This is a genomic window from Bacillus sp. JJ1566, from assembly GCF_036962685.1.
Lineage (GTDB): Bacteria > Bacillota > Bacilli > Bacillales > Bacillaceae_L > Ferdinandcohnia.
Map to the genome: position 1 here is coordinate 53,085 of NZ_JBALOP010000018.1, position 21,492 is coordinate 74,576.

Annotated in this window: 19 protein-coding genes, 1 pseudogene and 2 riboswitches; of the genes and pseudogenes, 7 read left to right on the forward strand and 13 right to left on the reverse strand. The window is 38.5% G+C overall.

What is annotated here, in order from left to right:
- Nucleotides 1-136 precede the first annotated feature (136 nt).
- On the reverse strand, nt 137-3,220 hold the full coding sequence (locus tag V7112_RS09430) for an efflux RND transporter permease subunit (RefSeq protein WP_335418185.1): 3,084 nt from the start codon (nt 3,218-3,220) through the stop codon (nt 137-139).
- Between the two features lie 98 nt (nt 3,221-3,318).
- Between V7112_RS09430 and V7112_RS09435 the strand changes: the two genes are divergently transcribed.
- Both V7112_RS09435 and V7112_RS09440 read left to right on the forward strand, forming a co-directional pair.
- Nucleotides 3,319-4,152 carry a TetR/AcrR family transcriptional regulator gene (locus V7112_RS09435; protein WP_335418188.1) on the forward strand — a complete coding sequence of 278 codons (834 nt, stop codon included), beginning with the start codon at nt 3,319-3,321 and terminating at the stop codon, nt 4,150-4,152.
- A gap of 81 nt (nt 4,153-4,233) precedes the next feature.
- Nucleotides 4,234-4,944, forward strand: coding sequence for an MOSC domain-containing protein (locus V7112_RS09440; RefSeq protein WP_335418191.1), 711 nt, complete (start codon nt 4,234-4,236; stop codon nt 4,942-4,944).
- A 162-nt stretch (nt 4,945-5,106) separates the two neighbouring features.
- On the opposite strand, the pseudogene V7112_RS09445 reads toward V7112_RS09440, so the two are convergent.
- Nucleotides 5,107-6,248: pseudogene (locus V7112_RS09445) on the reverse strand (alpha-hydroxy acid oxidase).
- 184 nt (nt 6,249-6,432) lie between these two features.
- Nucleotides 6,433-6,510: riboswitch (ZMP/ZTP riboswitch) on the forward strand.
- Between the two features lie 296 nt (nt 6,511-6,806).
- Between V7112_RS09445 and V7112_RS09450 the strand changes: the two are divergent.
- The 5 genes from V7112_RS09450 (at nt 6,807) to V7112_RS09470 (ending at nt 12,144) form a co-directional block, all read left to right on the forward strand.
- Complete coding sequence (locus tag V7112_RS09450) at nt 6,807-8,006, forward strand: phosphoglycerate dehydrogenase (RefSeq protein ID WP_335418194.1); 1,200 nt, start codon at nt 6,807-6,809, stop codon at nt 8,004-8,006.
- Between the two features lie 138 nt (nt 8,007-8,144).
- Nucleotides 8,145-8,264, forward strand: a riboswitch (SAM riboswitch).
- Nucleotides 8,265-8,358: 94 nt separating this feature from the next.
- Nucleotides 8,359-9,468 carry an iron-containing alcohol dehydrogenase family protein gene (locus V7112_RS09455; protein ID WP_335418196.1) on the forward strand — a complete coding sequence of 370 codons (1,110 nt, stop codon included), beginning with the start codon at nt 8,359-8,361 and terminating at the stop codon, nt 9,466-9,468.
- A gap of 41 nt (nt 9,469-9,509) precedes the next feature.
- The gene (locus tag V7112_RS09460; protein ID WP_335418199.1) at nt 9,510-10,346 is read left to right on the forward strand and encodes a MetQ/NlpA family ABC transporter substrate-binding protein; all 837 of its coding nucleotides are present in this window, start codon (nt 9,510-9,512) and stop codon (nt 10,344-10,346) included.
- 111 nt (nt 10,347-10,457) lie between these two features.
- Nucleotides 10,458-11,498 (forward strand): methionine ABC transporter ATP-binding protein, encoded by a 1,041-nt coding sequence (locus tag V7112_RS09465; RefSeq protein ID WP_335418202.1) that lies wholly within the window; start codon nt 10,458-10,460, stop codon nt 11,496-11,498.
- The gene (locus tag V7112_RS09470) at nt 11,482-12,144 is read left to right on the forward strand and encodes a methionine ABC transporter permease (RefSeq protein ID WP_438823881.1); all 663 of its coding nucleotides are present in this window, start codon (nt 11,482-11,484) and stop codon (nt 12,142-12,144) included. Before V7112_RS09465 ends, V7112_RS09470 begins: the two co-directional genes overlap by 17 nt.
- Before the next feature lie 81 nt (nt 12,145-12,225).
- Here the strand turns inward: V7112_RS09470 and V7112_RS09475 are convergent, their stop codons facing one another.
- The 11 genes from V7112_RS09475 to V7112_RS09525 form a co-directional block, all read right to left on the reverse strand.
- Nucleotides 12,226-12,744, reverse strand: coding sequence for a carbonic anhydrase (locus tag V7112_RS09475; RefSeq protein WP_335418207.1), 519 nt, complete (start codon nt 12,742-12,744; stop codon nt 12,226-12,228).
- A gap of 13 nt (nt 12,745-12,757) precedes the next feature.
- Entirely contained in the window at nt 12,758-13,123 is a 366-nt protein-coding gene (locus V7112_RS09480; RefSeq protein WP_335418210.1) for a DUF2294 domain-containing protein, read from the reverse strand.
- Nucleotides 13,124-13,161: 38 nt separating this feature from the next.
- Nucleotides 13,162-15,777 carry a DUF2309 domain-containing protein gene (locus V7112_RS09485; protein WP_335418214.1) on the reverse strand — a complete coding sequence of 872 codons (2,616 nt, stop codon included), beginning with the start codon at nt 15,775-15,777 and terminating at the stop codon, nt 13,162-13,164.
- Nucleotides 15,758-17,308: an NADH dehydrogenase subunit 5 gene (locus tag V7112_RS09490; protein WP_335418217.1), complete on the reverse strand. Its 1,551-nt coding sequence runs from the start codon at nt 17,306-17,308 to the stop codon at nt 15,758-15,760. Before V7112_RS09490 ends, V7112_RS09485 begins: the two co-directional genes overlap by 20 nt.
- A gap of 392 nt (nt 17,309-17,700) precedes the next feature.
- Complete coding sequence (locus V7112_RS09495; RefSeq protein WP_335418220.1) at nt 17,701-18,402, reverse strand: FAD-dependent oxidoreductase; 702 nt, start codon at nt 18,400-18,402, stop codon at nt 17,701-17,703.
- A gap of 46 nt (nt 18,403-18,448) precedes the next feature.
- Entirely contained in the window at nt 18,449-18,820 is a 372-nt protein-coding gene (locus V7112_RS09500) for an iron chaperone (RefSeq protein ID WP_335418223.1), read from the reverse strand.
- 23 nt (nt 18,821-18,843) lie between these two features.
- Complete coding sequence (locus tag V7112_RS09505; protein WP_335418225.1) at nt 18,844-19,233, reverse strand: SRPBCC family protein; 390 nt, start codon at nt 19,231-19,233, stop codon at nt 18,844-18,846.
- A gap of 3 nt (nt 19,234-19,236) precedes the next feature.
- Nucleotides 19,237-19,560, reverse strand: a complete 324-nt coding sequence (locus V7112_RS09510; protein WP_335418227.1) for an ArsR/SmtB family transcription factor — start codon at nt 19,558-19,560, stop codon at nt 19,237-19,239.
- Nucleotides 19,561-19,715: 155 nt separating this feature from the next.
- The gene (locus V7112_RS09515) at nt 19,716-20,231 is read right to left on the reverse strand and encodes a GNAT family N-acetyltransferase (protein WP_335418231.1); all 516 of its coding nucleotides are present in this window, start codon (nt 20,229-20,231) and stop codon (nt 19,716-19,718) included.
- Between the two features lie 212 nt (nt 20,232-20,443).
- Nucleotides 20,444-20,998 carry an NADPH-dependent FMN reductase gene (locus V7112_RS09520; protein ID WP_335418234.1) on the reverse strand — a complete coding sequence of 185 codons (555 nt, stop codon included), beginning with the start codon at nt 20,996-20,998 and terminating at the stop codon, nt 20,444-20,446.
- Between the two features lie 221 nt (nt 20,999-21,219).
- Nucleotides 21,220-21,492, reverse strand: coding sequence for a hypothetical protein (locus tag V7112_RS09525; RefSeq protein ID WP_335418236.1), 273 nt, complete (start codon nt 21,490-21,492; stop codon nt 21,220-21,222).

The window sequence follows — 21,492 nt, forward strand, 5'->3', positions numbered from 1 at the left end:
ATGCTGAAAAGTTTCCATTGAAAATCACATGTCTCCGCCGGAGGCTTTAACTTTTATATAGACGGGGTTCAAGCCCCGATTAGATAAAGTTAAAAAAGCCCTACAAGATATGTATAACCTTGTAGGGCGTAATTGATTAGTTTTCTTGAATGTTTTTCCGGTCTTTCTTAAACATTTTTGATAAAATTTCATAAACAATTGGAACGACTAGAAGTGTTAATAAAGTCGAACTTGCTAGTCCACCGATTACGGTAATACCAAGCCCTTTCGAAATTAAGCCACCTCCACCTTCACCTAGTACTAAAGGAATTAACGCACCAATTGTCGCAATTGCCGTCATTAGGATTGGACGTAAACGTGTTGACCCCGCTTCAAGAACGGCTTCACGCATTGTCAGACCATCCCGTTCCATATGAATGATACGGTCTACAAGAACAATCGCGTTCGTTACGACGATACCGATCAACATTAAGAGACCCATCATAACTGAGACGGAAATGGTTTCGCCTGCAATCAACAATCCAACAAACGAACCAATGATTGCGAATGGAAGGGAGAACAGAATCGCAAATGGTGCAACCCCTTCACCAAATGTTACAACAAGAATAAAGTAAACAATTGCAATCGCAGCAAGCATTGCAAGACCAAGCTGAGTAAAGGTTTCAACCATATCTGCTTGAACACCAGCTACCCCAAGTGTTACACCTTTTGGAAGGTCAAGTTCGTCAATTTCTTTTCCAACCTTTGATGTTACCTTTGAAATATCGTCGCCGATTATGTTTCCTGAAACGGAAGCATAGTATTCACCCTTACTACGAGCAAGTGTATTTAAGGTTGTTCCTTCTTTCACCGTTACCAAATCAGAAAGTGGCATTGTTGTACCCATTGCTGTTGGCACTTGAGTCGCCAGAAGGTCATCGATTGATTTAGGTGCAGCTACTTTTTCCTGCTGAACGACAACCTCTAATGTATTCCCATCTTTTTCAACAGTTGTTAAAACTTCTTGTGAACGATTAGGGTTTAACATCATGACAATTTGGCCTGTTGTAAGTCCATATTGCAATAGTTCATCCTGCTCGACATTAAATGTGTATTCGATATACGCATCCTCGGTACTTGAAGAAACATCCTTCAGGCTGTCTGCATCCTTCATGACATTTTCAACCTGTTCAACTGCGTCATATAGTTTATTTAAATCTTCACTATACAATGTATAACTTACTTCACTTGAATTCATAGACATAGACGTGAAGTTCTGGCTCTTCCACTCACCGGATTGGCCAATATTGAACATATATTCCTCAATTTCTTCACGGACCTCTGGGAAGTTCTCCATTTCTGGGTCAAAAATGAGGTACATCAGTGCACCGTCACCTCCGCCTCCCATCATCGCAGCCATCGGATCTCCACTTTCAGTTACCGAAACTTGAAGAATATCAATATCATCCCGTTTTAAAAGTTCGTCTTCAACGACAGCTACATTATCAAGTGTTTCATCCATTAACTCACCAGTACCTGGAGTGTAGGTTAAATACATAACCTTTTCCTCTTCACTACCCATAAAACTAAAACCGATGAGCGGTGTTAATGCTAAACTACCTGCTAATAGTAAAACAGAAAGCACAGACACAATGATTTTATGGTTCAATGACCAATTTAAAATACCTTTATACCAGTTCGCAAGCTTTCCTGCTTCTTTATGCTTCGCCTCTGTTTTTTCAATATAAAGCTGCTTTTTAAATAAGGTATGGGATAAAGCAGGTACAATTGTGATTGCCACTAGTAAGGAAGCACCTAATGCGAAAGTCATTGTTAATGCGAATGGCATGAACAATTCTCCAACCATTCCTCCTACAAAAATAAGTGGTGCAAATACTGCAACCGTAACTAATGTAGATGATAGGATTGGTTTGAACATTTCAATCGTTGCTTCACGAATTAACGCACGACCATTTAATTTCTCTTCTTTTAAATGGAGTCGTCGATAAATGTTTTCTACAACTACAATGGAGTCATCAATAACCCGTCCGATTGCGACGGTAACAGCTCCAAGCGTCATTAAGTTTAACGTAATATCCATCCATTTTAATAGCAATAATGCCATAAAAATGGAGACAGGAATTGAGATAATTGAAATAATTGTTGATCTAAAATTACGTAGGAAAAGTAAAATGATTAATACCGCAATTAATCCACCAAATAGTGCTTTTTCCACCATTGTTGAAACAGATCGTTCAATTGGCTCACCTTGGTCAAGCGATACATCGATAGTAAGTCCTTCAATTCTTTCTTGCTCATCCTTGACAAGGTCTTTTACTTTATTAACAACATCCACTGTGTTTGCTTGCTGCTCTTTTACAATTTGAATGGCAATTGCGTCTTTTCCGTTCGTACGAGATACAGATTGAACACGTCCAACCTCTTGAATTGTTGCAATTTTACCAAGCTTCACAAATGGTACAGGATTGTCTTCAGAAGGCGTAACAGGAATTAACATTTCCTTCAATTCAGCCGCCGTCATGAACTTTCCGTCAACCGCAACAGCTTGTTCACCTTCTTCAAATTCAAAAAGACCTAATGATACAGCCATGTCACTAGCTTGAATCATTTGCTTAACTGTATCTTCTGTTAAGTCATACTTAGCCATTTCTTCTTTATTATAGGTAAGTTGTACTTCCTCAATATGCTGGCCCGTGATCGTTGCAGAACCAACCCCATCAAGCTTTTCAATTTTCGGAAGTAAAACATCTTCAACTGTTGACGTTAATTCAACAATATCTTCTGTTGAACTACTAACACTAAGTGCCACGACAGGCATCATATTCATGCTAATTGCAGTAATAACAGGCTTTTGTGCATTTTCCGGTAATTTTACTGCATCTAACGTAGACTGCAGGGCACGCTTAGCCTCGTCCATATCCTCACCATAGTTATATTCAACCTGAATATTGGCCATGTTTGAATAGGAATTCGAATAGACAGATTTAACTCCCTCAAGTCCCTCAACCGCCTTTTCAATTGGCATGGAGACATCTTCCATCACCTGTTCAGGAGTTGCTCCAGGATATACATCCATGACCATTAGGAAAGGAATGGATATATCCGGAATCGTTTCTGTTTTCATTTGTGTACCTGAATAAATCCCAGATACCGTTATAATAATTGTTAATAACCAAACCGCGAGTTTGTTTTTTAATACAAAATTGGCTATACCTCTCACACTTACACCTACCCTAGATTGACTTATTTAACCCATTTATTTATAATAATGACCATTCAGTCATTTGTCAATGATAGTCAACGGGAGCGAAACTAAAAATGGTAAAAAAACAACTCATCATGGAAAAAGCATTAGAGCTATTCGCAAAGCAGGGATTTGAGGCAACTTCCGTTCAACAAATAACCGATCAATGTGGAATTTCAAAGGGTGCTTTCTATCTTTCATTTAAATCGAAAGATGAACTAATTATTGCCTTAATTGACCAATTTATGGAACAAGTTTTCACAGACATTGACCATGTAGTCAGAGAACAAAAGGATGAAAAAAATCTTCTATTTGAATATTACTATGTTAGCTTTCAATCGTTTAAACAGCATACAGACTTTGCAAACATCCTAATGAAGGAGTACACACAGTCCCTGAACGAAAAGCTTATCCTTAAAATGCACAACTTTGACAAGCTTATTAATTCCACGATTCTTTTGCTAATTGACCGCATCTATGGGAAAAAAGTAAAGGATACTAAGTACGATTTACTATATTGCATTAAAGGCTTAACAAGAATGTATTCAGAGCTATTTTTGCATCAGAAGATTCCATTGAATATGGAGCTCCTGTGCCAGTCCCTTGTGGAAAAAACGGATCTTTTAGCAAATGGGATGACCCTTCCTTTTCTAAAAAAAGAGCATACAGAAGTATCAGTATTTCAAATGCTGGGTGACGTAACAAATGACCAATTGATTTTGATGATCGAGGAGAAAGTAAAAGAAATGGATGATTCCATTGAAAAGGAGTCATTATTGCTTTTACGAGAACAAGTTCTTGACCAAACACATAGCCCGGCTATTATTAAAGGTCTCCTAGAAAATATCCGGATCCATCCACATTGTAAATGGGTTGCATATTTATTAGGTCGATATTTCGACCTTTAGAGACTGTTGCACATTTCCCATCTGTGTTTTTTCCTTCGTCAACTGTCCCATGGTAAACTGTTACTAAAGGAGATGGGGAGAATGGAAAAGCACCCTTACATTGATCAATTGTTTATTGGGAAGCCCAAAACAATGGGTGACCCGAATGCGAAAAAACTCATGGAAAAAGAATGGACTAGTGGGATTTTTAAAGAGCCAATTCAAACACCGCTTTGGCTTGGCAAGGAAAATTTAGATGGAGACGGCCAAGCAGATTTAAAAAATCATGGTGGACCTGAAAAAGCAGTACTTGCCTATGCAGCAACACATTATGAAAAGTGGCACAGTGAATATCAGAATGACCGAATCCAGGCAGGAGCAATGGGAGAGAATTTCTCTGTAGTAGGGCTGGATGAAATCAATGTGTGCATTGGGGATATATATGAGGTCGGCGAAGCGGTTGTTCAAGTATCTCAACCTCGTCAGCCGTGCTGGAAACCTGCCCGACGTTTTAGAATTCTAGACTTTGCATTGCGAATTCAAAAAAGCGGACGAACTGGATGGTACTTCCGCGTTGTTAAAGAAGGCACAGTAAAAGAGAACGATACCATTAAGTTGATCGAACGTCCTTATCCAGAATGGACAATCGCCCGCTGCAATGAAATCATGCATGAAAAGAAAGATGATATGGAGGCAACCGCAGAACTAGCTGCGTGTGAACACCTTGCACCAAACTGGAAAGAAACTCTTGCAAAACGTCTCAAAGGCGAATCCAAATCAATCGATAGCAGAGTGTATGGGCCAAACAAGTAGGTTGGATGGACAAATAAATTTCAAGTGAAATTGTGATGAAGGACAATTCAGAGTAACATCACAGCCGAAATGTCCTTCATAATCCCAATGAAGAACTTTTCAGACCAGAATTACATACAAATGTCCTTCATATTGGTTCAAACCTAGAAAAACAAATATATATTATAATTTTACAAGATTAATTTTAGAAAGCTCCTTAACACTTGAGACACCAGCTAAGGCGATGGAAACCTTTGTATCTTGAATAAAGTTGCCAATTACCTTCTCTACCCCCTGCTGCCCTGAAGCTGCAAGCCCGTAAACATATGGTCGACCAATAAGAACTGCATCCGCTCCCAATGCAAGTGCCTTAACAATATCGGAACCGCGCCGTATTCCACTATCAAATAAGACAGGAATTTCACCCTTTACCTCTTCCAAAACAAGTGGCAATGCATCAACCGCCGCAATCACTCCATCAAGCTGTCTGCCTCCATGGTTGGAAACAATAATTCCATCCACGCCATATTCTACCGCAATTTTGGCATCTTCCGGACTAAGGATTCCCTTGATTAAAATAGGCAACGAAGTCCGCTCCTTTAACTCGGCAACATGATTCCAGTTAAGTGAAGGATGGTGAATATTATCTAAGATTCCTTGAATAATAGAATCTGAATCTTGACTATCTAGGGAAGATAAGAATACCGGATCTTGTTCATAATTCGCTTTCCCTACACCAAGCTTTAATGGTGAAAACGATTCTTCATATCTTCTTCTCTCCAGCCCATCATAACCGTATCAACAGTGAGAACAATTGCTTCGTAACCCGCTTCCTCCGCACGTTTTACCATATTAAAGGAAACCTCTTTGTTGTTCGACCAATAAAGTTGAAACCACTTCGAGCTATTACCAGAAACCTTCTCTACCTCTTCAATTGAGTAGCTTGAAACAGTACTTTGGACAAAAGGTACGTGACAAGCAGCGGCTGCTTTTGATACAGCTAAATCGGCCTCTTCATGCGCTAGTTTTAGCATTCCAACTGGAGCAAGTAAAAAAGGATAAGGGTATATTTTTCCGAACAAGGTGACGCTAGTATCCACATTTGATACATCCCGTAATACTCTCGGTACAATGGAGTACTTGTTAAACGACTCTTGATTTTTCCGTAAGGTTACTTCTCCACCTGCCCCTGAACGAACATACCCAAAGCCCCCAACAGACATCTTCTTTTTTGCTTCTTGCTCCAATTCCTCAAAGGAGATAGGAAAATATTCTTCCTTTACGATATTCTCTATGTACGCATCCTTCACAATTGATTTACTCATAATAAAGCCTTCTTTCCTTAATTTGTTAGGGTCATAGTACTTAAAATCATGATAACTGAATTTACAGGATATTTCAGTTAATGTCAATTTCCCTGGGCCAGAGTGACAGCCCTTTGTCCCAAAATTAAAATTAATTAAAACTTGAAATATATCAAAAAACTTGGTATCATACTAACAAATCAAAAAGGCTGTATGTGACTGGCGCACGCGGGTTACCGCGAGGGAGCATATAGTGTCGGAGCCGTTCGCCTGGGCAGAGGTAAGGGAAAGTCCCTTGCCTCTTTCTGTTTAATTTTAATCATTCAGGGTTTATACCCCGAATGATTAAAATTAGCCTCCGGCGGATGCCACAGATTTTCAAAGGTAACTTTTCGAGAAGTAAGATCAAAGACTAAATACGCCACATCCTGTGGCAACGTCTTTATGACCCACTTCCTGTGGGCCTAAAATCTGGGCGCAAATTCGCCGAGGCGAATTTGATTTTAAGCAGATCCAGACATTCATAAATTGTAAGTTTTCTATACTTAAAATCTATGTTCAGGAAAGAGGTAGACGGAGATGGGCACACTTATTGAAAATAAAGTAAAAACGATTAAAACATTAAATAATATTGCGGAAAGCGGACTAAAGGTATTCAAGAATGATCACTTTACAATTGATGATCAGAGCGAGAACCCTGATGCAATTGTCGTTCGTAGTTTTAATATGCATGACCTTGACCTTGGTGAAAACTTAAAAGCAATTGCACGCGCAGGTGTAGGTGTTAATAACATTCCCATTCAAAAATGCACGGAGAAAGGGATTGTTGTTTTTAACACGCCAGGGGCTAATGCAAATGCTGTAAAAGAAATGGTTTTAACTGCTTTAATGGCTACATCCCGAAATCTTTTCGCTGGTATTTCTTGGACAAAAGCATTAGAAGACAAAGGCGATCAAATACCTGCACTTGTTGAAAAAGGTAAAAAGCAATTTGTCGGAAAAGAAATTAAAGGAAAAACTTTAGGTGTTATTGGTTTAGGTGCAATTGGTGCGCTTGTCGCAAATGATGCGCTTGATCTAGATATGGATGTTATTGGATTTGATCCATTCATCTCTGTTGATACAGCTTGGAATTTATCACGTAATGTACAGCGTGCAATGTCAATTGAACAGCTGTTTGCGGAGTCTGACTATATTACCGTACACGTTCCATTAACCAAAGATACAAAAGAAATGTTTAATAAAGAAGCATTCAGCATAATGAAGCCGGGTGTTCACATTATTAACTTCTCACGTGGAGAGCTTGTCAACGAAATTGATATCGCGGTTGCTCTCGAAGATGGTATTGTAGGAAAGTATATGACCGACTTCCCTAATGAAAATGTTTTAAAAATGAAAAATACCATTTGCACACCACATCTTGGTGCTTCAACAAATGAATCAGAGGAAAATTGCGCGATTATGGCAGCTCGCCAAACGAGAGAATTTTTGCAAACAGGAAATATCAAAAACTCAGTGAACTTTCCAAATGCAGCTCTTCCTTATACAGGAAAAACTCGAGTAACAGCATTCCATAAAAATGTGCCAAACATGGTTGGTCAAATCACGTCAGCTATCTCAAACTATGAACTAAATATCGCTGACATGGTAAACAGAAGCCGCGGTGAATATGCCTATACAATGATTGACATTGATAATGAAGTTAACGGTGAAATCGTTCCTAGTATACTAGAAAAAATCAAGCAAATTAACGGAATTATTTCTGCACGTGTGATTTAAGATAATAAGTTTAATTTAGAAACAGCGGGCAATCTTTTGCTCATTTATTTATAAATTTTAGACAATTGCAACAAAAAACATTGACTTACCTTTAAATCCAGTTTACTATCAAAATATTAAATAAATTTAATAAAAATTCTCTTATTGAGAGTGGCTGAGGGACTGGCCCTGTGAAGCCCGGCAACCATTCATGTTTAATTAAAAAACATGAACAGGTGCTAAATCCTGCAAAATACAATGTATTTTGAAAAATGAGAGAGGTGCTACTTTTTAAGTATATCTATGCCTCTCTTTATGAGAGGCATTTTCTATTTTTTGATCATTTATTTTTATGAAGGAAAGGATGAAAAATATGTCCATAGCGATTGTTAAAGGAGCACCCGGTCATTATAGAATTGGTGAAGGGATCCTTAAGGAATTAGAAATCCTTTTATCTGAGCTTAAAGTTCAAAAAATGCATATAGTATGCGGTACAAAGGCTTGGAATGCAGTTCGCCCATACTTACCGGAGAAAATAACAAACTCCCATAGTTCTAATTTTACTTTTGTAGAAGGCCACTGCACATTACAGAAGGTTGAAAGTATTTCAGATCAGCTATCAGCGGATTCAGCTGAGGCAGTCATTGGTATCGGAGGCGGAACAGCCCTAGACATCGCCAAGGCTTCTGCAATAAAAGCAGGTATAAAATCCATTTTAATTCCGAGTATTGCATCAACCTGTGCGGCATGGACTCCTCTTAGTGTGTTCTATGACCAAAATGGAGTTTTCACACACTACACCGAATTCCCTCTTGCCAATACCCTAGTACTTATTGAACCTGCTGTAATTGCAAAAGCTCCAGTAAAGTACTTACGAGCTGGAATTGGCGATACGCTAGCGAAGTTTTATGAAGCAGAGGCATTAACTTCTTCATTTTTCAAAAATCAAGAACTACCGGTTTGGCTTAAGGTTTCACAATTCTCAGCCTCTATTTGCAGAGATGTTCTGCTAAAGGATGCCACAGCAGCTATCCAATCTGCTTCTAAAGGAATTGTCTCTGATGAACTGGTTAGAGTAATTGAGGCAATTATTATGACTGGTGGTATGGTAGGCGGCTTTGGAGAAAAAGCAGGAAGAGTAGCCGGCGCCCATTCTGTTCATAATGGTCTCACCGAAGCAACCGAAGCCAGAAGCTTTCTACACGGTGAGCTTGTTGCATATGGAATACTGGTCCAATTAGCCCTAGAGAACAAGCTGCAAGAGATTTTAAGACTGTCAAACTATTATCAGGAGTGGGGACTTCCAGTAAGCTTAGCAGACTTAACGATCAATCTGGAGGATCAAACTCTTTTAGATAAAATCGTTAGAAAAGCAACTCTTCCTCAGGAATCGATCCATTTCATGGAGATAAGTATTTCAGAAGAAGCACTCTTATCTGCCATACGTGAAGTAGAAAATCTTTATTTCAATAAAGTCCATTAATCAAAGTTCAATCAAAATACACAACGAAAAGAGGAAAAGACATGAAAAAGTGGTTATTAGCTAGTTTATTGGTTTTAGTTATTTCGGTTCTTGCAGCATGCGGTGGAAGCAGTGAGTCTAGTGGTTCAAAAGACGAAAAAGCTGAAGGTTTATACAGTGACGAAAAGCTAGTTATTGGTGTTACAGCAGGTCCTCACGAACAAATTCTTGAAAAAGTAAAAGAGCTTGCAGAGAAAGAAGACCTAAATATCGAAATCAAAGTCTTCACCGACTATGTTATGCCAAATATTGCCTTAGATGAAAAAGAGCTCGACTTAAACATTTTCCAAACTGAGCCGTACTTTAATGCATTTAAAGAAGACCGTAAATTGGACCTTATAAAATCATTCGACACTGTAACATTCCCAATGGGAGTTTATTCATTAACGGTAAAGGATGTAAGTGAGCTTAAAGATGGAGCTAAAATCGGTTTACCTAGTGACCCAACAAACAGCGGACGTGCACTCCTTCTATTTGAAAAAGCAGGCTTGATCAAATTAGACCCAGATACTGGAATCAACTCGACTGTTAAGGATATTGAGGAAAATAAAAATAATTACGAGTTCATTGAACTTGACTCTGCACAGATTGCACGTCAGCTAGAAGAACTTGATGCAGCAGCGATTAATACGAACTTTGCGATTGAAGCAGGATTTACACCTTCCGAGGATGCCATTTTTATCGAACCTAAGGATTCTCCATATGTAAACCATGCTGCCGTTAGAACTGAAAACAAAGATGATGAAATTATTACGAAATTAGCGGATATTTATCGTAGTGAAGAAATAACAAAATTCATTGAAGAAGAATTCAAGGGTTCTATTATTCCTTCTTGGTAAGAAAAAATCTATTGGAGGACGTGGTAACCTTTTCGATACTGCGTCCTCCTTATACTACTATTAATACTTTTGAAAAAAGGATGTATACCAGCTTAGAAGGGAGTTTTACAAATGATTGAATTAGTGGGAATCTCAAAAACTTTTACAGCTAAACAAGGTTCAATTCACGCTTTAAAGGATGTTTCCATTTCAGTAAAAAAAGGCGAGATTTATGGTGTGATTGGTTATAGCGGTGCAGGAAAAAGTACCCTTATTCGATGTGTGAACCTTCTAGAAAAGCCTGATTCAGGCTCTGTAAACGTGAATAATGTAGATTTGACGAAGCTATCAAATGGAAAACTCCGTGAAGCCCGCGGACGAATCGGGATGATTTTCCAAGGCTTTAATCTTTTGAAGACAGCAACAGTCTATGAAAATATTGCACTTCCATTAAAGCTTACTGGTTTAAGCAAACAAGATGTCGAGGCGCGGGTTACAAAATATTTAAATATTGTCGGCCTCGAGGAGAAGCATCATGCCTATCCTTCTGAGCTTTCGGGTGGACAAAAGCAAAGAGTAGCGATTGCACGTGCACTAGCTCACGAGCCAGAGATTCTTTTAAGTGATGAAGCTACAAGTGCACTTGATCCAGATACAACAGAAGCGATTTTGGACTTATTATTGAAGATCAACAAAGAGCTTGGGATTACCATTTTACTTATTACTCATGAAATGAATGTCATCCAACGGATATGTGACCGGGTTGCTGTTATGGAAAATGGCGAGGTTATTGAAGAAGGAACAACGAGAGAGATTTTCACATCCCCTCAGCATTCTACAACAAAAAGATTTGTTAATAGCCTATTTTCACATAATATCCCAGATGAAATGCTCACTACCTTAAATGAAACAGGCCAAGTAGTCACCCTTTCCTTCTTTGGAGAATCTTCAGGTGAACCAGCTTTAGCCTTAGTCAGTAAGAAATTTGATGTCTTTCCAAACATCTTATCCGGAAGCATTACTCGATTAAAGGAAGAAAACTTTGGACAGCTTTTGATTCACTTAAAGGGTGACATCGTAGAGATTGAAAAAGCCCTAAGTTTCTTGGAGCAACATCATGTACATGTGGAAGGAGTGAGCGCAAGTGAAAACAAGAATAGAAGAATTTCTTGAGCTTTGGGGCAGTGACCTTTGGGAAGCTACTATCCAAACGTTCCAAATGGTTGGAATTGCATTGGGGATTTCCGTTTTAATTGGTCTTCCACTTGGAATATTGCTTGTTTTAACAAGACCAGAAAAGGCCTTAGCTAATAAGTATGTATATCAAATTTTAAATATTGTTATTAACATTATTCGGTCCATCCCTTTCATCATCTTATTGTTCTTCATCCTCCCTTTTACAAAGCTGATTGTTGGGACATCTATTGGTGTTAAAGGGGTAATTGTCCCATTAGTTGTGTATACCGCTCCATATATTGCAAGATTAATGGAAACAGCTCTATTAGAAGTAGACCGTGGAGTATTGGAAGCCTATGAGGCAATGGGAATAAAAACACGACATATTATATGGCATGTGCTTGTCAGAGAATCCCGTTCATCCATTATTCTTGGCTTGACTATTGCAACCATTGGTCTAATTGGTGCATCAGCAATGGCCGGGTTAGTTGGCGGAGGTGGACTTGGGGACCTTGCTTATCGCTATGGTCACCTTCGTTATGAAGTGGATGTCATGTATATTACCGTCATATTACTTATTATCTTAGTCCAAGGACTCCAATCTGCCGGCAACCGTTTGGCAGCGCGTTTGAAGAAGGATTAACTTTCATAAAGGATACTACTAAAAGAAGCAAGGATTACCTTGCTTCTTTTGTTGCCTTTGCAGGTTTGGACTTTTCTAATTTCATCCAATTACCTGTCTCTTTCCTGGTTTCGCAGGCTCTTCTGACACTTCTTCGGTTTCTATATTAATAAATAATCCACGAACAACTACTTCGGATGGCATTAGTGGATGATTACGAATAGTATCGGCATTTTTTTGCACATAATCGATTGCTGTTTTGTTTCCTTCGAGCCACTCTCGTAAACTCATATCGAGAAACTCCGGCCTGCAATTCTTAAAAAGATACTCAAGTGTTTCGAGTTTATCCTGAGGGACAGAGGGACAGGTACATCGTCCTAGCTGGGAAGATGTACCTGTCCCCTTGTCCCCAACAACAAAGATATCTTCAATGTTTTCCTGAAAAACGGTAATGATGATATCCCTCAAGATATCGCCGAAGGGTTGTAAAATTTCCCGTCCGTAACTATTCAAGATGATTATGTCCTCTGGGTTGATACCATTCACATATTTGGTTAAATCTTCTGGTTTGTATTCTGCGTCAGTTACAAACAAAACTTTCCTTCTTACGTCTGAATACATTGCACTCACCCCGTTAATTTAATTGGCTTTCTAAGTCAGCTGAAAGTTTAAAAACAATGACTCGTTCTCCAGTATTTGTACTAATATCCGTGTAAAAACTTACTACTTCCTGGCCGGTAATTGTATAAATGATATTTTTTAAATCATCTACACCTGATTCTACCAAGCTATTTCGGTTTTGCTTAACAGCTAGAAGCCCTCGATTATCCTCACAGAGCGAATACTCAGCGGGGGTTAAAATACCACGCAAAACAACTATAATCATATCTCGTAAAATATCTGATTTAACCGACACAGAGCCACGCCCAAGATAGCTTTTTTCCCAATGTGTTAATTCTTTGCTAATTTCAGCTTCGATTGCTCCTTTTGACTTCTCCATTGTAATTTTTTCCTTCTTTCATCGTAAAGTTTAGGTGATTAAGACCAACTCTCCCAGTGACCTTCCGGATCAATAGATGCAAGACGAATCCATCCGTTTTGAACCTTTTGGCGAAATATTGGATTATGCCCAAGCAGCCTTTCTAGATATTCCTTTGGGGCTTGGATGACAACTAATAATCTTAATGGTTTATGATAGAACTCGTCATCTGACTTCATCACTGACTGCCAGGGAAGACCCGTTAATAAATCACTAGCGTTGCCCTGCATGACTCCAATTCCAGATGTGACAGTTTGGGTCGCTTTATTGCCGCTACCATAATAATGGGGGGCAACAGTAGACGCATAGTATTGCAAGTTGATCCACTGACTAACGGTTGCAGGACCCGTAATAATGTTTGCAAGCAACTCACCATTTTTATCTTTTTTCCAACAATAGTTATGAAGAAAAACTTCCCCATTTAAATTACATTCTTTCGTAAGCTCTCGTTCTCCGATGATAAATGCGGCATTACGTGCAAGTCCCCACTCAGGGCGCACCTCACTCCAATCTTCTGCAAAACCCTTTGCCTCTGCACTTGGATTTTTACACGTTGAATGAATATTTGGCAATTGCTTCATCCGGTCCCTATTTGCCTCATGACTCACTCTTGGAAGTACACTTTTCACAAGTTCAAATGATTCCTTCGCTGCATCTGAAAGTTCTGGAACATACACCCAGTTTAGCTCATCAAGTGATGTGATATGCTCACTGGCTACAAACACGGTTTCATTCGGAATCACAATCCCCTTTGTCGCAAGACTACTTCTTACAGTTGAAAGATTACATAAAGCCACAAGCACCCTTGCATTAAATTCACCTGATGCTCCCCCACATGCCCCGCAGTCCAGTGATGAAGCGTATGGATTGTTCATACTGCGACTTCCATGGCCACAAATCACCACTAATGGAGCAAAATTATCGGTAAGCCCCATCATTCTTAAAGACTGTTCAACATAGTACACTTTCTCTTCTTCTGAAAATCCAATCGGCAGTTCTGATTCGGCATGGTGTCCATGGTCTAGTGATAGTTTAGCAGAAGGATTTCGCAACCACTTTTTACGAAGCTTTCGAATAGCTGAATTGGTATTGTGTGGAATAAAACTTCGAACCACCGTTTGCAAACCAAGCCACGGGCCGCTAATTTCAGGCAATACAAGACTAGAAAACATATTATGTTTCATCGTCTGAAATGCGGACCCAAGAGAATGGGCTGCTCGCACACGTTGTTCATATTGTTTTAATTCCAATTCTGGTAAAGATTCAATTACTCTAAGTTGTGGTTTGTTCATAACTGGCAAGGATTTATGACTATGGGTGCTGCAAAGACTTTTCGTTTCAATCGGTAATCCATAAAATCCGGCTGTGCCAAATGTCTCAAAGGGACCTTGTTCCTCAAGTTTTCGGCGAAAAGGCTCAGAGCGCACATCTATACAAAAGACGAATTGGGCTAGTATCGGGTTTTCACTTTTTTCAGATTGACTCGAGTTTTCTGCCACCATCTTCTCTAATTGCTGCTCGTAGGTTTTTTCCCACGCTTCCATCCAAAGGCGCTGTCGAGTCATCTTATCGAAGTTAAACCCTAGTGTGATTCGTGCTTTCAGTTCTGATAAAGGCAGTCTGCTCCATTCATCTATTGATAGATTACTATACCGAACACAAGCTGTTATCAGGGATTCTAACCGGATGTAATTCTCATTATTCTGCTCTTTTAATGGCAAATAGGGTTGAATTAAAGCCCACTCCATAGAAACTCGAACTGCTAAATAGTCCATTAGTAGGTTCATATCCGTAGTTGATTGCTGCGAACGCCAAAGCATCATTCCCGCCCAGCCCGGCATGGCAAGTAGATGAGCTTCTAGATACTCTTGAATGTCTGAATAAGGTATTTTAAATCTGTTCAATACTTCCTTTAATGCAATTTCTGCATCAATAGGCAAATTATCCAACTGCTTGCGAATCTTACTATTAAGTGCCGGATCCATTTTAACAAGTTTTCGCCATGCTTGATAAAAGCCTCCTTCCCGACTCGGCATAGACCAAGCATCCTTTGACTCGTCTAAAAATAATTTACACCACTTAATCATTTGATGGTTAAGCTCTATAACTACCTTATCGTCACCTAGCTTTTCCAAGCGCTGACTATAGGTCTGGACATACTGTTTTTTTCTAATTTGGAATTTGAATTGACCACTCTTTTTTACAAGTCTCTTGATTTCAGAACCCGCCAATTTAGCGGAAGATGCCTCATTTAAGAGAATAGCTCTGCAGTATTGCTCTGCATCGTCTCGTGCCAGTTCTAATGACTGTGTATCAAGCCACTTATGAAGCCCTGCTTCTAAAAAATCCAGGCTTATCTCTCCTTGATTACGAGCAGTCTGAAACATAGAATCACTTGGATACATATTTACATCACAAACATTGTTTAGACGGCGAGCAACTTGCTCAAATGATTGTTGTTCTAAGCCTGCCCAAGGACTACGAGCGGCAAACGTATGAATAGGGCCAAGCGGCACAATTACTTTACTTGCCGCTCCCACTAACTCACTCATGTCAAGATGAAAGGCATCAAGTTCCTTTTCCATGTAAAGATGTTTAGCTAATGTGGTACTCATCATACATTCCCCCCTTGAAATGTAGTTTTGTTAAATATTTTGGATGGCTATCAATCGAGTCATGCCGAGGTTCACTCCATTTTACAAGCCAAAGATAGATAAATGCATATAGATTTGATGACCGGTGATGGGCTGACCATGCCCCTAGCACACTTCCCGCTAACAAGACCACAAGAAGTATAACAGCAGCAAGTATTGGTGGTTGTCCCTCGGTTTGAAACACATCATCTATCAGATTAATAAAAACAGAGTGGATAAGGACAAATACGACTCCCATGATTAAAAACGTCAAAAATCCCACAATTCGTCCGATATGACCATACCCAGAGGCTACAAGCTGCTTCCAAGCGTAAAACACTGACCACCCTATAATGACTGCACTTATTAACTGATACGTTTCCTCATGAGAGCTAAACCAAAAGCAAGCTCCAATGAACACACCTAAAGCTCCACCAGTAATGGTCCATAAAAATGACGGTGGTTGATGCGAACGAGGAATGGACACATTTTGACGAATGGCACTACCTGCCTTTAAGAAAAGAGTAGCTTTAAATAATCCATGTAAGACAGCATGAATAATGGCTGCCCCATAAGCACCTAATGCACACTGAATGAGCATAAAAGCCATCTGAGCAATCGTAGAACCAACAAGCTGCCGTTTATAATCAACCTGAACTAACATCATACCGGTTCCGAACAATACGGAAAAACTAGCTAAGATAAGGAGGACAATCTGTGCTGGATCGCCATTAAAAAGAGGTGCAAAACGTGATAAAATCATTCCCCCGGCATTCACAATGCCTGCATGCATGACAGCAGAAATGGGCGTTGGGGCAACAACTGAATCTAACAACCAACGCTGAAATGGCCACTGCGCTGCCGGAATAATGACGGCAACTATGAGAAGCAAGTTGATACAGGTTTTCTCCCATGAATCAAATTGTTTTATGCTGTCTTCAGTAAGTAAGAGTGATAGTTTCCAATGACCTGTCGATTGTGTAATCCAAATAATCGCCAAAAACAGGATAAACCAGCTATAAGCAAATTGCAGACAAGAAATTTTTGCAGCGTTTCTAGCTACCTGCCATTCTCTTTTTAATCCGATAAGCAGCGTCAACCCGAGAAGTGTAATGCCCCAGAAAAGCAAAAGTAATCGAAGATCGTCACTAAACCATGCCAGTGAGTTGGCAACTGTTGTAAGTGTTAATAATGCAAAATATTTACGATACGAACGATCTCCGAGTAAGTAACGAACAGAAAAGCGCTGGACAATTAATCCAACAGTGAGAACAAAGGCCGCCAATAGCCACGATAGTGAATCAATGCGCCAAGGCCCAACAATCGTACTATCACTGCTAAAAATAAGCGCGGATATAGCCATTATTGGAGGTAGTGAGATAATGCCAATATGGAGCCGAACATAATTCAAAGGTACTTTTGGATGTAAGAATAGAAATGCACTTAGCGTCGAAAGTGCAAGTAATATGTAAAATGCCTCTTGCATGGTAATAAGATTAAATGAACCTAACATTCTGCCTCTCCCCCCTAATCGGTGCGCTCTTTTATGAAAAACAAAAAAACCGACAATTTCAATATTTAATGGTGCTAAGACCATTAAACTCTGAAAATTGTCGGCTTACTTTAAACGAACCATATTGGTTTTTTTACAGTCTACCGTATTTATAGTATTTATGAACCGTTCGACTTGTTCTACATAACTATTTTATGAGTTTCTCTTTTTCATATGATCAATAAAGATTATTAACGCTACGCTAAAGAAAACTATATAATTATAGAAAGTAAACAAGCACTAAATTGTGTAATATATTTTACTATTTAATAAATTATTTTGTCAAGAAGGATTTTAAAAGGCGCGAAAAAAAGCCAGATCCCAGTTGGAGCCAGCCTGAATTTGAATTATTTTTAATACCCGAAAAAGGCATCCTTTTTAATCTTCTTTTTTGAAATATTATGGTTTTGCAAATGAGTGGAAATAGACTCTACCATTGACTTTGGTCCTGCTATAAAGTATTCCCCATTGTCTTTATATGAGCTGGTAGACTTTTCAATCTCCTGGTTCAAATCTTCCCTTGAATCCAGGTAAGTTATACTAATTGAAGAATTGTTCGTAATCGCATCGAGTTCATCTTTATAGATAAATGACTTTTTGCTATCCAAATAGAGCAGGTGTATTTCTTTCTCTTTATTTTCAGTTTCTAGTTGTTTTAACATTGCACGGAATGGTGTAATTCCAATTCCACCTGCAACCAAAAGTGAAGGACTGTTATCTTTTAGATAAAAAGACCCTACTGGCCCACTCATCTTAATCTTCATTCCAGTTTCCAATTCCAGCATCGCTTTTTTAAAATCACTTGGGTTATCACTGATTCTCGTTGTTATTTTAATCGTATTCTCTGTGGGAGCAGATGCGATAGTGAATGGTCTTATAGGTTTTTTTATTTTCTTATGAGTAATCGTAAACAAACCATGTTGTCCTGCTTCCCAGGTTAAATCTTTCTCTTTTTCAAAGAGAAAGGTATATACATCCTCAGACTCTTTGTAGCTTTCTATAAATAATAAATCTCTCTTTTTAAAAATTTTTATTGCATCTTGAAAAAAACTCATTTCGTTACTCCTTTAAACCTCTTTCGAAGCCCTCATCTACTATTTTTTATTTCCTCCAAAAAGTTGTGCAGTCTGCCTTGTCTCTAATATTAAAATCAATCATTTTCTCAAGTAATGAGTAGTCAACCGGACTATTCCAAGGGATACGTATCATCCCTTTTGTGTAGCCATATCCGACCTTATTAATATCATCCTCTACATGAGTAATCGTGACATCTTCAGGGGCGACAGCTAAATGTTTTTTTGATACGCTAAAGCCAATTATAAATGTACCATGGTCCGTAAACATCGGTTGATTCCATTTGATTTCTGTCTTTAAATTTGGATATTTATTTTTTATCCAAGTAAACACTTCTTCTACTTTTTCTCGGTGGGAAGGGTCATCAATTCCTGTTAAAAATTCGGCGAAAGCTTCCATGTTGTGCCTCCTAAAATTTGTTCTTACAACTCACCTAATACTTTTTTAAGTTCATCGATTTTTCCTGACCAACCATATTTTGCACCGTTAAATGCTTGATCTTCTTTTGCAAATCCAGTTTGTTCAAGATGTAAGTAGGTTGTTCCTTCCTCTTCCTTCAATGTCCATGTGACTACAGTATCAATCGGACCACCCACCCATGTGTAAGATAACTTGTATGGCTCGTCCACTACTAATACTTCACAATCGACAATTAAATTCCACTCTGGATTACGGAATTGGCATTTATGTCCTACGACTGGTTTAAAGTCATTTTCCATGATCCATTTCGCAAGAGTGTCGGAATCCGTTAATGAAGCCCACACCTTTTTAATTGAACTTTTAAACTGAAAATCTAAAATAACCTCTGCCATTATTTATTCCTCCTCTAATATACTTCTTAAAATTGTTATGTTGTCGGTCCAAAATTTCTCGTAAAAGGATACCCAATCTTTAATTTCTCTTAATGGAGTAGCATTTATTCGATACCTTGTTTCTCGACCAACTTTTCGATCATCAACTAAACCAGCTTCTTTGAGGATAGCCAAATGTTTCGAAACAGCGGTTCGACCCATTTGAAATTGAGCAGTTAGCTTGTAAAGAGGTAACTCCTCCTCCTCTGCCAACAAACGTAGTAATTTACGTCTTGTTGGGTCAGCGATGGCTACATAAACATCACGCTCTTGATTTTTCTCGTTCAATAGCCCCTTCTCCCTTATTGATTGGACACCTTTTAGTGTCCTAATTATATGCCACCAATTGGTGTCTAGTCAATGTTATTTTTGACCATCGAAATCTATTTATACTTATCTTAAAAAACCGAAAGTCTATAGAAAAAACCTTCGGATTGGAAAAGTTATATGGTTTTCATCATAATAAAATCCATCTGTTCTTCATCACCCATATAAAAAGAGTGAGCTCCTGTTTGAACAAACCCCATTTTCTTATAAAAGGCAATCGCATTCTCATTTTTTTCCCATACGCCTAGCCAGATTTTTTTCTTATTACGTTCCAGCGCAATTTCCATAGCTTTATTAAACAGAACCTTACCAAGTCCATGTTTTTGAAATTTGTCCTTTATATATATCCTCTCAATTTCAAGTGATTCATTACCCATTTCTTCGGACTGAGCATCATTGATATTGACCTTCAAATACCCGGCGACTTCATTATTAAAATAAATAAAAAAGAAATCTGATGAGATATTGGACAATTCCTTTTCTAGCTGTTTCATGTTAAATGCCTTTTCTAAATAGGCAGCCATATTTTCTGGCGAATTCTGATCTCTAAATGTATCGTTGAATGTTTCAACGCTTACTTCTTGAAGAATATGTAAATCTTCCATGCTGCACTTTTTTATACTTATAGACATGATAATATATCGCTCCTTTCTATATTCAATCATTTTCAGGGGTTTGCTAGTTTTATATTCCCTAATTTCACCCAAATTGGTACCTGTTTTTACCTCTATGCTTTTTCTAATATTTAATTAAATCAAACTTTGTTGAATTTGCAACAAAAATGAAAGAAGGCAGCACCTATCCTAAAACGGATAAATACTGCCTTTACTTTTCCATATAAAAATTAGCTTTGATATCTTCTTATTAAATCAACAAATGCATTCACAAAGGATTGTAAAAATTCTACCGTACCTTCATCCTTGATTTTACTTGCTTCATCTAATAATCCTACAACATTCCCTATATATGCCTCAGGTTGTTGAACGATTGGCATATTCAAGAATACGAGAGATTGACGTAAATGATGGTTTGCACCAAAAGCACTTAGGTTTCCTGGGGATTGGCTAATAATTGCTGCCGGCTTTCCATTCCATACGCTTGCGCCGTAAGGACGGGATCCCACATCCAATGCATTCTTTAAGACAGCTGGTACAGAACGATTATACTCCGGGGTGACAAATAAAACTGCATCAATTTCCTTCATTTTGTTACGAAATGCGGTATACTCAGCCGGTGCATTGTTCTCATCGTCGAAATCTTGATTATACAAAGCTAGATTCCCAATCTCAACAATTTCAGCTTCATATCCTTCCGGGAATAATGCTGCTACATTATTTGCAAGTTTTTTTGAAAAAGATTCTTTTCGAAGACTACCTAAAATAATACCTACCTTTGCCATTACAAAACACCCTTTCAAGCTAATATTTAATCAAATGCGCCTTGGCGTATTTGGGTCCAAACTTTTTAGGCCCACACGAGGTAAATCACAATGACGTTGCCACAGGAAGTGGCGTTCTTCATCTTTGATCTTTTGCTTGAAAAATTACCATTGAAAATCTGTGGCATCCGCCGGAGGCTATAACTTTATTCAGTCGGAGTTTGAATCCCGACTGAATAAAGTTATACTGGATATACTGTTTTATGATCTGCAATAATCATAATTATGCACTTGTCCTTATTAAACTCAACACTTCCATCCGATGTATAGTACCAAGTCTTTTGGTTTTCCTCGACATCAAATAGATTTAATTCTTCTTTAAATTTGATGACCTCTTTGGCCTCTTCTTCGGAAATTTTGATAGAAATGACCCACCTATCTTGTTCTGGATGAATCTCATATTCTTCTGTTTGATAAAATAGCCGGCTCCCAATTGAATGTCGAATCAATAACAT

Bases quoted from the DNA above. Each gene is read 5' to 3' on its own strand.
- V7112_RS09450 (WP_335418194.1), top strand. From the start codon at position 6,807: ATGGGCACACTTATTGAAAATAAAGTAAAAACGATTAAAACATTAAAT.
- V7112_RS09500 (WP_335418223.1), bottom strand. From the start codon at position 18,820: ATGGAAGCTTTCGCCGAATTTTTAACAGGAATTGATGACCCTTCCCAC.
- V7112_RS09480 (WP_335418210.1), bottom strand. From the start codon at position 13,123: ATGGAGAAGTCAAAAGGAGCAATCGAAGCTGAAATTAGCAAAGAATTA.
- V7112_RS09515 (WP_335418231.1), bottom strand. From the start codon at position 20,231: ATGTCTATAAGTATAAAAAAGTGCAGCATGGAAGATTTACATATTCTT.
- V7112_RS09460 (WP_335418199.1), top strand. From the start codon at position 9,510: ATGAAAAAGTGGTTATTAGCTAGTTTATTGGTTTTAGTTATTTCGGTT.
- V7112_RS09495 (WP_335418220.1), bottom strand. From the start codon at position 18,402: ATGAGTTTTTTTCAAGATGCAATAAAAATTTTTAAAAAGAGAGATTTA.
- V7112_RS09475 (WP_335418207.1), bottom strand. From the start codon at position 12,744: ATGTATTCAGACGTAAGAAGGAAAGTTTTGTTTGTAACTGACGCAGAA.
- V7112_RS09435 (WP_335418188.1), top strand. From the start codon at position 3,319: ATGGTAAAAAAACAACTCATCATGGAAAAAGCATTAGAGCTATTCGCA.
- V7112_RS09490 (WP_335418217.1), bottom strand. From the start codon at position 17,308: ATGTTAGGTTCATTTAATCTTATTACCATGCAAGAGGCATTTTACATA.
- V7112_RS09440 (WP_335418191.1), top strand. From the start codon at position 4,234: ATGGAAAAGCACCCTTACATTGATCAATTGTTTATTGGGAAGCCCAAA.
- V7112_RS09485 (WP_335418214.1), bottom strand. From the start codon at position 15,777: ATGAGTACCACATTAGCTAAACATCTTTACATGGAAAAGGAACTTGAT.
- V7112_RS09525 (WP_335418236.1), bottom strand. From the start codon at position 21,492: ATGTTATTGATTCGACATTCAATTGGGAGCCGGCTATTTTATCAAACA.
- V7112_RS09465 (WP_335418202.1), top strand. From the start codon at position 10,458: ATGATTGAATTAGTGGGAATCTCAAAAACTTTTACAGCTAAACAAGGT.
- V7112_RS09520 (WP_335418234.1), bottom strand. From the start codon at position 20,998: ATGGCAAAGGTAGGTATTATTTTAGGTAGTCTTCGAAAAGAATCTTTT.
- V7112_RS09505 (WP_335418225.1), bottom strand. From the start codon at position 19,233: ATGGCAGAGGTTATTTTAGATTTTCAGTTTAAAAGTTCAATTAAAAAG.
- V7112_RS09455 (WP_335418196.1), top strand. From the start codon at position 8,359: ATGTCCATAGCGATTGTTAAAGGAGCACCCGGTCATTATAGAATTGGT.